Source organism: Terasakiella sp. 4MB5A, from assembly GCF_050058155.1.
In the GTDB taxonomy this organism is placed as follows: domain Bacteria; phylum Pseudomonadota; class Alphaproteobacteria; order Rhodospirillales; family Terasakiellaceae; genus Terasakiella; species Terasakiella halodenitrificans.
In genome coordinates this window covers 335,988-348,751 of the sequence record NZ_CP188815.1, presented here as the reverse complement: position 1 = coordinate 348,751, position 12,764 = coordinate 335,988, and the positions used below count along the sequence as shown (strand labels likewise).

The following is a 12,764-nucleotide window of genomic DNA, read 5'->3' as shown; positions in this document are numbered from 1 at the left end:
CGAAGGTCTCCCCATAGCCTTTTACCATAACGCGAATTTGCTGCACACAAAAGTATCGCATTGCAGTATTGTGAAAAAAATTGCAAAAATCACCAAATAATTGACCTTTATCCGATCCCTATAGTAGCTTTTTGCGGCAGCGTTGCTGCATAACGGCAAAAAAGAGACAACAAAAGTAATGAGCGATTCCAATAAAAAGATCCACGATCTCGCCGCGCAATATCTCGACCTTTGGCAAAAACAGCTCCTTTCCCAATCTTCAGAGCGTGTTGTCGAAGACAGTCTTAAATTAGGCGAAGTCTTCAATCAACAAGCCAGCGAAATGATGAAAACACTGGATACGCCGGAAAAAATTCAAAGCTGGATGGGAAACTGGGCTGACAGCTGGAAAGAGCAATTCAAAGATGGCACAAACCCGTTCACAACCGCCCAAACGGGTGGGACCACGTCCGCTTCCCCTGCACCTGAGCACACTGAGCGCAACATGGATGAGCTGTCGCGCCGCATTAACGAACTTGAAGAACGGGTCCGTGAGCTGGAATCCCGACTTGCAGACACAGGCCGAAAGCCTGATTGACCAAATTTCGACCTATCCTGAAGAGTCTTTTCGCGCTGCCCTTGATGCGGAAGCCTTTTTACAGGCTCAGCATTTTTTGGCCGGTGTTCGCGCCTATCACAAACACCCCTATATACGCCACCTGCCAGAAGTACCCGTTATATGGCAAGACGGCACATCGCGTCTTCTGGATTACGGCGGCCCGGATAACGGTCCCGTTGTTCTGGCGGTTCCGTCTCTAATCAATAAAGCCTACATTCTTGATCTCACTGAAAAACGTAGCTTGATGCGGAGCTTGGCAAACAAAGGTATCCGCTGTTTTTTACTGGATTGGGGGGAACCGGGTGCGGCAGAAAAAGAATTCACACTGGAAGATTATATCCTTGGGCGCCTGAACAATGCCGTCACTGAAATCCACCATCAATGCAATCGTCCCGTCACTTTGATCGGATATTGTATGGGAGGTGTTCTATGCACTGCATTGGCGGCCTTGGAACCGGACAAAATCGATCGCCTTGCCCTTTTGGCAACACCGTGGGATTTTCATGCGGGCAGTTCTCGCCATGCCCATATTATGCGCTGCGCCCGGCCTCAACTGGAAAGCCTCATAGAAACCTTGGGACTTTTGCCCATCGATATGATCCAAAGCCTGTTTGCCGCCATTGATCCCTATCAAATTCTACAAAAATTCATAGAATTCTCTGAAATGGATCCTGCAAGCGCTGCTGCCAAAAAATTTGTCACAATGGAAGACTGGATCAATGATGGAGTCCCCTTGGTCGCTGATGTCGCACGCGATTGCCTGTTTGGCTGGTACATTGATAATAAACCCGCACGCGGAATTTGGGAAATTGACGGTCATTTTATAAACCCAAAAGAAATCCGCCACCCGGCTTATCTGGTAATCCCACAAAATGACCGAATCGTCTCACCGGAATCGGCCCATGCTTTGGCCCAAAAACTGCCAAACTGTCAGGTCAAAACCGTAAAAGCCGGACACATCGGCATGATGACTGGACGCAACGCGCAACGCGGCCTTTACACCCCCTTGGCTAAGTGGCTCTTAACACAAGAAAAATAATTATATAACAATTCTAATTTCGCATTCGCACAATCATTGCTTGACCATTCGTCTTGCTTCTATACCCTATTGGCCTGCGAGGCGGCGGCTTACCCGCGCTTTGCAGGGGAAATAATAATTATATTTAGGAGACATTGAGTATGACTGAAGTGGTCATTGTTGGTGCAGCCCGTACAGCGGTCGGTAACTTTAGCGGCAGCCTTGCCAGTGTACCCGCGCACGAATTGGGCGCGACGGTAATCAAAGCCGCCTTGGAACGCGCAGGCGTTAATGCTGCAGACGTTCAGGAAGTATTTATGGGTCAGGTTTTGACCGGTGGTCAGGGCCAAAACCCGGCACGTCAAGCTGCCATTCTTGCCGGTTGCCCGGAAGAGTCCACAGCCATGACCATCAACCAGGTCTGCGGTTCAGGTCTACGCGCCGTCGCCATGGGTATGCAAACCATTCTGATGGGTGATGCAGATATCGTTGTTGCCGGTGGTCAGGAAAACATGTCTCTGTCTCCGCACGTTATGCATCTTCGCAACGGCACAAAAATGGGCCCGTCCAAAATGGAAGATACCATGATCAAAGACGGTCTGTGGTGTGCCTTTAACGACTATCATATGGGAACAACAGCGCAAAATATCGCTGACAAGTACCAAATCTCACGCGAAGAGCAAGACGCTTTTGCCGCCGGTTCGCAAAATAAAGCCGAAGCCGCACGCGCTGCTGGTAAATTCGACGAGGAAATCGTCCCGGTAACCATTAAAAACCGCAAAGGCGATATCGTTTTTGATAAAGACGAATTCATCAAAGAAGGTGTAAGTGCAGAAGGCCTTGGTAAACTGCGCCCGGCTTTCTCCAAAGACGGTTCGGTCACCGCCGGTAACGCATCCGGCATCAATGACGGTGCTTCCGTTGTTGTGTTGATGAGCAAAGAAGAAGCCGACAAACGCGGCCTGACACCGCTGGCAACGATTAAAGCATGGGCAACCCACGGTGTGGATCCGAAAATCATGGGGACAGGCCCGATCCCGGCAGTCACCAAAGCATTGGATAAAGCAGGCTGGTCTATTGATGATCTGGATCTGGTAGAAGCCAATGAAGCATTTGCTGCACAAGCCATTTCCGTCAATAAGGAACTCGGCTGGGACACTGATAAAGTCAACGTTAACGGCGGTGCCATTGCCATTGGTCACCCGATCGGTGCATCCGGTAACCGCATTCTTGTCACGCTGTTGCACGAAATGAAACGACGCGATTCCAAAAAAGGGATTGCAACGTTGTGTATTGGCGGCGGTCAAGGTGTCGCACTGTGTGTAGAACGCGCTTAAGTCACAACCGATGATCGTTTGTTAAACAAGCGAACAAGGTTGATAAACTGTTGAAAAACAGCTCTTTTCCAGATGAGAAGAGCTGTTTTTTTTATGCAAAAAGATAAAGTTTGAATATTTCAAAATTAGGGGTGGATTTATGCCATTAATGTCCCCACAATGCCTAGATTGAAGATCGGGGAGTTTCGGTCTTTTCAGAACAAAAAAACTGTGGACTAAAAAAGTAGAGGAAGAAACAGATGGGTCGTGTAGCACTCGTAACTGGTGGGACGCGCGGTATTGGTCGCGCAATTTCTGAACGCCTTAAAGAAGCCGGTTATACCGTCGCTGCCAATTTTGGTGGTAACGAAGAAGCCGCAAAGAAATTTACCGAAGAAACAGGCATTGCTTCTTACAAATGTGACGTCAGCGATTTTGATGCCTGTCAGGAAATGCTCAAAAAAATCGAAACTGACCTCGGCCCTGTCGAGATCCTGATCAACAATGCTGGTATCACACGTGACGGCACCTTGCACCGTATGTCTGCGGACAATTGGGAAGCGGTTATTGCAACCAACCTGTCTTCCTGCTTTAACCTGTGTCGCGGTGTCATCGACGGCATGCGTGAGCGCAGCTTTGGCCGGATTGTCAACATCGGTTCTATCAACGGTCAAGCCGGTCAATACGGTCAGGTCAACTATGCTGCTGCCAAATCCGGTATCCATGGCTTTACCAAAGCCCTGGCACAGGAAGGCGCTGGCAAAGGCATTACCGTCAACGCCATTGCACCGGGTTATGTGGATACCGACATGGTTCGTGCGGTTCCGCCAGCGGTTCTTGAAAAAATTATTGCAAAAATCCCGATGGGCCGTCTGGGCCGTGCCGACGATATCGCACGTGGCGTATTGTTCCTAGTTGCTGATGAAGGCGACTTCATCACAGGTGCAACTCTGTCCATCAACGGTGGTCAGCACATGTACTAAGAGAAGATTCTCTTAAAGTCTATTCAAAAGCCCTCTGTGATTGATTGCAGAGGGCTTTTTCTTTGTTTACATCACCACGTTCGGTGGCGTCTTACCTTCGAAAAATGCTTTAAGGTTTTCCAAAGCACAAAATCCCATGGCATTTCGCGTTTCCACCGTGCCACTGCCCAAATGGGGCAATAAAAACGTATTGGGCAGGCTGCGATATTCTGGATGCAAGTTTGGCTCACCGGTAAACACATCCAGCCCAGCAGCGCTTAAGCGGCCACTTTTTAACGCTGCGATTAATGCCTCATCATCCACAACAGGCCCACGGGCCGTATTCACAACAACTGCACCTTTCGGCATTTTTTCAATAGCTTGCGTATTTAAGAACCCTTTGGTTTCAGGCGTTAACGGACAATGCAGAGACAAGACATCACTGTGTGTGAGCAAGCTTTCTGCCGTCTCATGATAGGTGGCTTCAAATGCAACGGGGCGGCGGTTATGATAATGTATGTCCATACCAAATGCTTTGGCACGCTGAGCAACCGCCTGTCCGATACGTCCCATCCCTAAAATGCCTAAACGCTTGCCCTGAAGCCCCATCCCCATCAATTGTGTTGGGTTCCAGCCTGTCCATTTATCTTCACGAATAAGACGTTCGCCTTCATAGGCACGCCGGGTCGCCCCTAATATCAATAACATAGCAATATCGGCTGTCGCATCAGTCAGAACACCGGGCGTATTTGTCACCACGATGTTGCGTTTTTTCGCAGCCGCAATATCCACATGTTCATAGCCGACAGAGAATGTCGAAATGATGCGGATACGGTCCGGTAGTTTTGCAATCAAATCGGCACCGATTTGATCACAGGGCGTGCATAAAATTCCATCTACACTTTGACTGTGTTGAATTAACTTTTCTGAATTGTCGGCAAATTCACCTGTGGATAAATTGGTTTCAAATGTATCCATAAGTCGTTTTTCCACATCCGGCGGCAATCTTCTGGTGACAAAAAGACGAGGTCGCTGCATCTATACTACCTTTCAGTCGGTGTAGTTTATAAGAGTATCCTATCAAAAAAAATGCCGTTCCGAAAACAGAACGGCAAAAGATAATTTATTCACATCCCTGTGGATAAGTCAGCTTGCATAACGCAAAACTTCCATTGCCTGGTTCAATTGGCTCATGCGTTCATGGCTACCATACTTCCCGTCTGGATGGTGAATTGTTGCCAACATACGAAAACGCGCCCGCAGCTCCATACGGCTAGGATAGGTCTTTGGGGGAAAACCCAGAATATGCAATGCGTCACTTCTATCTTGAACACCATCTTGTAACGGTTCAAACGATAAAACAGATACAATAGCCTGTAGCCTTTCCAATTCCTCAACTGTTTCGGGTAGTTGATGATTTTTTTGTTCTCTTTGTGCCGCTTCTTCTGCCTCTTTACGAATACGGTCAATCTCGCGCTGTCGTTGTTCTATAGTTTCTGGTGTATCGATGCGAACTTGCGCTTTGCCTTCTTCCATATACAAGGCAAGGTTGAGTGCCTTGCGAATAAACAAGGCATCATAACCGGGTGCCATACGAACTTGCAGGCGAGGCTTACGTCGCCAAGGTCGCCCCTTACTTGGACCTGATTTCAGGATCACAGTTTCGCGGTCTTGCGGGTCTGGGTCACCTGGATCTGTAAAATCAGATATGTCAGCATCACTGACCATCAACAAAACGGAACGAGCAAGATCGGCGACATTCACTTTTTTGCGATCTGCCAGTTGTGACACCCGATCACGAAATTGACTGGAGCAGGGAATGGTATAGGAATGTTTCAAATTCGATGCTTTTGATTTTGTCTCAGTCATTTTTACATCGCCATTTTGTTCTTTATCGTTGTCTGCACCATTTGAAAAAGATGACGCCGACGCATTGGATGCCCCCTGATGGACATGTGCTGAATTTTCCAACATTTTTATTGCCTATTTGTCATTATGTGAGCCTTTGCCCGTTAAGATCAACTACGAATGTTGTTTTCATGTTAAAAAATACCAACGCCGCAGAAAGCCTTACGTTCAAGACACGCCTCAAGCTCCTTACAACATACTGTTTTTTCGTAAAAAAAGTGTTACCTACATGCGTAGACAAATTTTAAGGGTTTTTAAACACTCTGGATTCAAGTGCAGTTGCATAAAACCGCGTTTGCAGTTTTTGCATTTGCCCCATACAAGGTCAGAGAGAATTATATAACAAACAGTGGCCTCATTCATTCGGTTCACTTCTTGCAATCTCTCTTAATACACACCCGATCCGCTTATTTCTCACAAACAAAAACGGCCTTCACTTGAAATCGTGAAAGCCGCAAAAACACTGGTGCCGAAGAGAGGATTTGAACCTCCGACCTACTGATTACGAATCAGTTGCTCTACCCCTGAGCTACTTCGGCGACCTGCTTTGATTTTAAGCTATGATCACCCTTTGGAAAAGGGAGAAATACGCACAAGGGTTTCATCCCGGTCGATAAAGTGATGTTTCAGTGCCCCCACCACATGCAGGCCAAGTAAGGCAAATGTCAGCGGGACCATTGCTTTATGGATGTCTTCAAACAATTCGCCTAAGCCTTTGCTTTTTTCGACCATCGGGGCCAGCTCGAACAGGCCGAAAAAGGCTACCGGGTAGCCTTTGTACCAAGACATGAGTACCCCGGAAATCGGCAAGACAATCATCACGATATACAAGGCAATTTTCACAAGCTTTGCAGCCCAAACTTCCCAGTTCGCATGACTTTCAAGGGCAACAGGTTGCGTGCTGCGTACCCATTCTAAAAGACGGAGGGCAACCAGTCCCAGAACAGCCAATCCAAGGCTTTTGTGAAAAAACATCAGTTGAAACTTCTCCGGCCCCCGCGCCATATCTTCCATGACAATGCCCAAGACAAGAGCCGCAACAAAGATGATCCCACCGATTATATGCAGGTTTCGCAAGATAAAAGAATATTTAGTTTTCTGTTCCATAACACTTAAGTCCTCTAGAGTTCCACGCAACCTAAAGATACGCCATTTGCTGTAACAGAATGATTGCATATAAGCATGTTTTTCGTAACAGAATGTAACAGGCATAAAAAAAGAACCGGCAGACAAAGGCTACCGGCCCTTTTTTCGTTAAACCTGTAAAAGGCAACTTAGTTCGGCAATTTACCGACAACGCCTTCGACATACCAATTAAAGCCCAGCATATCGCCATCACTCATGGTTTGATCGGCAGCAACGCGTTCTTTGCCTTCGTTATCGTTGATCGGGCCTGCAAACGGATGCAGTTTACCCGCAATAATGTCGGCTTTGGCTTGTTCAACACGCGCGCGTACATCTTGAGGAACGTCTTTGTGGAACGGCGCAACCTGTACCATATCCGCGCTCAAACCATCCCACGTGTCCTGATTGCCTTTCCAGGAACCATCCAGAATTTCGCCAACACGTTTCACATAATAAGGCGCCCAGTTGGTCACGGAAGATGTCAGATGAGAATTGGGGCCGAATTTAGAGAAATCAGAGTTATACCCAATCGCATAAATACCAGCATCTTCTGCCGCCTGAATAGTGGCTGGACTGTCAGCATGCATAGTCAGAACGTCGGCTTTTTGCCCGATCAAAGTATCTGCGGCTTCGCGTTCTTTGCCCGGATCAAACCACGAGTTCGTCCAAATCACACGCACCTGCGCTTTGTCATTCACTGCACGGATGCCACGGGTAAAGGCATTAATGCCACGCACCACTTCCGGGATTGGGAAGGCGGCAACATAACCAATCACATTGGATTTTGTCATGGCACCGGCAACTAAACCCGTCAAGTAACGGCTTTCATAAAAACGCGCCAGATACGTATTCACGTTTGCCGCACGTTTATAACCTGTTGCATGTTCAAATGCGACTTTTGGGAAACGCTTGGCAACTTTCAATGTCGGGTTCATATAACCAAATGAAGTGGCAAAAACAGCTTTATAGCCGCTTTTGGCGTAATTCATAATCACACGTTCAGCATCCGGGCCTTCTGCTACACTTTCAACAAAGCTGATTTTAATTTTATCGCCAAATTTTTCTTCAATCGCTTTGCGACCCAGATCATGTTGGTAGGTATAACCCGCATCACCGACCGGTGATACATACACAAAACCAATTTTCGTTGGTTCGTCGGCTTGTGCCGAAGCTGCACCCATCATTAGGGCCGCAGCGCCCAAAACACCCATCAGAAGTTTTTTAGACATTCGCTTCATCCTTTCGCATACAGCAAACAGTATTAATTGTTTTATCTTCTCTCATTCCCAAGTCAATTATCCATCGGCTCGAAAGGGTTTTCCCAAACAGGCCGGTGCATTCAGTCTGATCTTAGTTTCATCACGTGAAATCAGCACGAGAACCAAAATCGTTGCGATATAAGGCAACATATTCATCAAATGCGCAGAAACATCCACGCCCAAACTTTGTACGTTAAGCTGCAAGATGGTGACACCCCCAAACAGGTAAGCCCCGATCAAGGCACGTCCCGGCTTCCATGTGGCAAAAACCACCAGCGCCAAGGCAATCCAGCCGCGGCCCGCCGTCATATTTTCCGCCCACATAGGCGTATAAATCAGGGAAATGTAAGCCCCGGCCAAACCACACATGGCCCCGCCAAACAAAATTGCAGCAAACCGGATCGCCACAACCGGATAGCCAATGGCATGGGCGGCATGATGGGATTCACCCACTGCCCGCAAAATCATACCCCAACGCGATTTTCCAAGGAACCAAGCCGTTACCGCCACCAAAACAAACGCCAGATACACCATGATATCGTGACCAAAAACCAACGGCCCAATAATCGGAATATCACTAAGACCCGGGATATGAATGGCCTGCAATCCTTTAATCGGGGTGCCGATATATCCCAAACCGAAAAAGGCTGACAGGCCGATCCCGAAGATCGTTAAAGACAAGCCGCTCGCCACCTGATTGGTATGAAGAAACAAAACCAGTACGGCAAATAAACTGGACAACAATGCCCCCGCCAGCATGGCGGCAAAGAAACCCAAAACCGGACTGCCGGTCACAACCACGGTGATAAAACCGGAAACCGCACCCACCAGCATCATGCCTTCGACACCAAGGTTTAACACACCGGATTTTTCTGTAATCAACTCCCCAATCGCAGCAAACACAAGGGGTGTTGCCCCGCGTGCAACCCCCAGCAAAATCGCAATGAGCGTTTCAACTTCAAACCCGATCATGGTACGGCCTTTCTTTTGCTGCCCAACACAAAGCGGAAATTGATTAAAACATCACAAGCCAGCAGGAAAAACAATAGCATCCCCTGAAAAACACCCGTAACCGCCAAGGGCAAACTCAGTTCCATCTGAACCGTTTCCCCACCCAGATAAGACAAGGCCACCAACAAGGCGGCACATAAAATCCCAACCGGATGCAAACGCCCCAAAAAAGCAACAATAATCGCCGTAAATCCATAACCGGGCGAGATAACCGGTTGAAGCTGCCCAATAGGGCCAGCAACTTCAAACATACCCGCCAAGCCAGCCAGACCACCGCCAAGTAAAAGGCTCATCCAAATAATTTTTTTCGGGCTGAACCCGGCATAATGCGCCGCCAAGGGTGTTAAACCGACCACCTTGATCTGAAAACCGATAAGAGTGCGGCTCATAACCAGCCACGCCAGCAGGACAATAAATAACGCAATCAACGCCCCGATATGCAAACGCGACCCGTCCACCAGCAAAGGCATCAGGCCAGCATCACCAAACATGCGTGATTCGGGGAAGTTAAAACCTTCTGGATTACGTAACGGCCCATTGACCAGATACCCCAGAAAAAGCGACGCCACATAGGTCAGCATCAAACTGGTTAAAATCTCATTGGCATGAAAGCGCGTTTTCAACAGGGCCGGAATCGCCCCCCATGCCATACCACCCAGGACCCCGGCCATCATCATAATCGGTAAAAGCAGGAAACTGGTGCTGTCATGCCACGTCACCGCAATGGCCCCGGCAGCAATGGCCCCCATCGTCAATTGCCCTTCGGCCCCGATGTTCCAGACATTGCCACGAAAGCCAACAGCCAAACCAACCGCGCACAGCGTTAAAGGCGTTGCCTTAAGGAAAAGCTCGGTTAAGCCATAAGAATCACTAATAGGTGCGATGAAAAACAAGTACATAGAGCGTGTCGGACTGTATCCCAATGCCCCAAATAACATGGCCCCGGCAATCAAGGTCAGGCCGACTGCCAACAACGGTGCGCCATAGACCATCACTTTGGAGGGACTGAGACGCGGTTCAATTCTAATCATCGCTGCGCATCCTCGTCCCATTCATCCACTTGATCAAACATGCCCCCCATGAGCAAACCAACCTGTTCCACCGAAATATCGTGACTGGGCCGTGCCGGTGATAAACGACCATTGGAAATCACCGCTATCCGGTCACTGATGGCAAACAACTCGTCCAAATCCTGTGAGACAACCAAAATTGCACACCCCTGATCGCGCAAATCCATCAAGGCCTGATGAATAGCTGCTGCTGCCCCGGCATCCACTCCCCATGTGGGTTGGGCAACGATTAACAGTTTGGGATTTTTCAACAGTTCCCGTCCGATAATAAATTTTTGCAGATTGCCACCGGACAGGGATTTAGCTTCTGATTTTGAACCGCCTGTACGGACATCAAAAGCATCAATGATCTTTTTCGCCAAAGCGTGCGATTTAGAAAAACGCAACCAGCCCATCTGCACCAAATCAGAGACCCCGTGCCCGGATAAAACTGTATTATCAGCCAAAGACATTTCCGGCACGGTGCCATGACCCAAACGTTCTTCCGGGACAAAGGCCAAGCCAAGCTTGCGCCGTTTTTGCGGCCCCAAATGAGCAATCGGTCGTCCGTCCATTAAAATAGAGCGATCATCCGGACATAATCTTTCCCCGGCCAGAATAGACAGCAAATTATTTTGGCCGTTGCCTGCGACCCCGGCAATCCCGAAAATTTCACCTGATTTGACGCAGAAAGTAACGCTGTCTAAATCAGCAACAAAAACATCACCGGACGACATCGACAGGTTATTGACCACCAGACAGTCATCACCGGCCTGTGCCCCTTCTTTTTTCGCCGGGATTTTGATTTCTTCGCCCACCATCATTTGCGCCATGGAACGTGCGCTTTCTTTTGAGGGGTCACAATAACCGACAACTTTGCCCGCCCGCAAAATCGTTGCGCGGTCACACAAAGCTTTAATTTCATCCAGCTTATGAGAGATATAAAGAATGGAACAGCCTTCTTCACGCAAACTGCGCAGGGTTACAAACAGTTTATCAACTTCTTGCGGAGTGAGAACCGATGTCGGTTCATCCATAATAATAAGACGAGGATCTTGTAAAAGGCAGCGCACAATCTCAACCCGCTGACGTTCGCCAACCGACAAGGTGTGAATGTGGCGCATCGGGTCCAAGGGCAAACCATATTTTTCAGAAACTTCAATGATGCGTTTGGCGAGGTCTTTAAGCGGACCCTTTTCATTGATGCCAAGGGCAACATTTTCAAGAACACTCATGGATTCAAATAAGGAGAAATGCTGAAAGACCATGCCAATCCCCAGCTTTCGCGCCATTGCCGGGTTATCGATTTGAACGTTCTTGCCTTCCCATCGGATCTGACCGGCATCGGGCTGCATAATGCCATAAATCATCTTCACCAAAGTAGACTTGCCCGCACCATTTTCCCCCAAAAGGGCATGAATTTCACCGGGCTTCACCTCGAAATTTACCTGATCATTGGCAATACAAGCCGGAAATTTCTTGGTAATGCCTTGTAACTCAAGGCGCAAATGTTCAGGCGACATGTTTGACCCCACCCTTTTGTGCGTCAACCAGATTATAAATCATCTGCGGGTCTTTCAGGGTTTTAACCTGATCAAACAGAGTCTTAGCTTCCGGATATGTCCGGCCCAACAGTTTAATCCATTGTTTCATACGACCTTCTCCCCATTTGGGTCGTTTGGTATCCATCATCAAAGAACAATAAATTTGCAGCCAACCCAGAACTTCCGGCCATTGGGCAAACTCTCCACCTTTGATCTCACGCGCCAGCGAAGGACGCGCAATTGCCCCGCGCCCGATCATAATATCTTCACATCCGCTGATTTCACGACATTTCAGCGCATCTTCGGGCGTCCAAATTTCGCCATTGGCCACCACCGGGATATCAACGACCTCGCAAATACGGGCAATCCATTCCCAATGGGCGGGTGCTTTATACCCTTCCAACTTGGTGCGGGCATGAACAGTCAGTTTTTCAGCCCCCGCACTTGCCAAGGCCTGCGCATTTTCAAGGGCCAATGATTTATCTTCAAAACCCAAACGCATTTTTGCGCTCAAAGGCACCGCGCCGTTTAACGCAGATTTGACCGAAGATGTTATTTCATAAAGTTTTTCAGGCCATTGCAACAAAGCCGCCCCCGCCATATGGCGGTTGACCGTTTTTGCCGGACAGCCAAAATTTAAATCAATACCGATGGCCCCTAATTCATGAGCTGCAAAGGCCGCGTTTTCAGCCATGACATCGGCTTCTCCCCCCATCAATTGCACATGCACAGGTGTACCACTGGGAGTATGGCTATTTTGATCCAGTTCCGGGCAATATTTTAAATACCATTCACGCGGAGCAACGGTTTGGGAAACGCGCACAAACTCGGTCACACACAGATCAAACCCGGTGATGCGTGTCATCATATCGCGCATATGGACGTCAACAACCCCTTCCATCGGGGCAAGTGTGATCGTCATGGTGCGGTCCAATCCTTGACCAGTTGGTAAAAAAATCGTTTTAGCAAATCAC

12 protein-coding genes and 1 tRNA gene are annotated in these 12,764 nt (G+C 48.4%); 4 read left to right on the top strand and 9 right to left on the bottom strand.

All coding sequences use genetic code 11. The features are described 5' to 3' along the window. Positions 1 to 178 precede the first annotated feature (178 nt). The 4 genes from ACI0FF_RS01690 to phbB all read left to right on the top strand — a co-directional run bounded on the left by ACI0FF_RS01690 (position 179) and on the right by phbB (position 3,915). Positions 179 to 577: a hypothetical protein gene (locus ACI0FF_RS01690; RefSeq protein WP_419798428.1), complete on the top strand. Its 399-nt coding sequence runs from the start codon at positions 179 to 181 to the stop codon at positions 575 to 577. Further along, positions 531 to 1,637, top strand: coding sequence for an alpha/beta fold hydrolase (locus ACI0FF_RS01685; RefSeq protein ID WP_419798427.1), 1,107 nt, complete (start codon positions 531 to 533; stop codon positions 1,635 to 1,637). Before ACI0FF_RS01690 ends, ACI0FF_RS01685 begins: the two co-directional genes overlap by 47 nt. A gap of 140 nt (positions 1,638 to 1,777) precedes the next feature. Continuing rightward, a complete protein-coding gene (locus tag ACI0FF_RS01680) occupies positions 1,778 to 2,953 on the top strand; it encodes an acetyl-CoA C-acetyltransferase (RefSeq protein ID WP_419798426.1) in 1,176 nt (391 codons plus the stop codon). Between the two features lie 239 nt (positions 2,954 to 3,192). Then, positions 3,193 to 3,915, top strand: coding sequence for an acetoacetyl-CoA reductase (gene phbB / locus ACI0FF_RS01675; RefSeq protein ID WP_419798425.1), 723 nt, complete (start codon positions 3,193 to 3,195; stop codon positions 3,913 to 3,915). Between the two features lie 66 nt (positions 3,916 to 3,981). Here phbB and ACI0FF_RS01670 read toward each other — a convergent pair whose 3' ends face one another. The 9 genes from ACI0FF_RS01670 to ACI0FF_RS01630 form a co-directional block, all read right to left on the bottom strand. Beyond that, positions 3,982 to 4,932, bottom strand: coding sequence for a 2-hydroxyacid dehydrogenase (locus ACI0FF_RS01670; protein WP_419798424.1), 951 nt, complete (start codon positions 4,930 to 4,932; stop codon positions 3,982 to 3,984). 108 nt (positions 4,933 to 5,040) lie between these two features. Then, entirely contained in the window at positions 5,041 to 5,763 is a 723-nt protein-coding gene (locus ACI0FF_RS01665) for a J domain-containing protein (RefSeq protein ID WP_419799677.1), read from the bottom strand. Between the two features lie 503 nt (positions 5,764 to 6,266). Then, positions 6,267 to 6,341: transfer RNA gene (locus tag ACI0FF_RS01660), tRNA-Thr, on the bottom strand. Between the two features lie 25 nt (positions 6,342 to 6,366). Further along, positions 6,367 to 6,909 (bottom strand): cytochrome b, encoded by a 543-nt coding sequence (locus tag ACI0FF_RS01655; RefSeq protein ID WP_419798423.1) that lies wholly within the window; start codon positions 6,907 to 6,909, stop codon positions 6,367 to 6,369. Positions 6,910 to 7,076: 167 nt separating this feature from the next. Next, entirely contained in the window at positions 7,077 to 8,156 is a 1,080-nt protein-coding gene (locus tag ACI0FF_RS01650) for a BMP family ABC transporter substrate-binding protein (protein ID WP_419798422.1), read from the bottom strand. Positions 8,157 to 8,222: 66 nt separating this feature from the next. Next, complete coding sequence (locus tag ACI0FF_RS01645; protein WP_419798421.1) at positions 8,223 to 9,158, bottom strand: ABC transporter permease; 936 nt, start codon at positions 9,156 to 9,158, stop codon at positions 8,223 to 8,225. Next, the gene (locus tag ACI0FF_RS01640) at positions 9,155 to 10,228 is read right to left on the bottom strand and encodes an ABC transporter permease (protein WP_419798420.1); all 1,074 of its coding nucleotides are present in this window, start codon (positions 10,226 to 10,228) and stop codon (positions 9,155 to 9,157) included. The genes ACI0FF_RS01645 and ACI0FF_RS01640 overlap by 4 nt, the downstream gene beginning before the upstream one ends. Further along, positions 10,225 to 11,769 carry an ABC transporter ATP-binding protein gene (locus tag ACI0FF_RS01635; protein WP_419798419.1) on the bottom strand — a complete coding sequence of 515 codons (1,545 nt, stop codon included), beginning with the start codon at positions 11,767 to 11,769 and terminating at the stop codon, positions 10,225 to 10,227. Before ACI0FF_RS01635 ends, ACI0FF_RS01640 begins: the two co-directional genes overlap by 4 nt. Then, a complete protein-coding gene (locus ACI0FF_RS01630) occupies positions 11,759 to 12,712 on the bottom strand; it encodes a tRNA dihydrouridine synthase (RefSeq protein WP_419798418.1) in 954 nt (317 codons plus the stop codon). Before ACI0FF_RS01630 ends, ACI0FF_RS01635 begins: the two co-directional genes overlap by 11 nt. Positions 12,713 to 12,764: the final 52 nt, after the last annotated feature.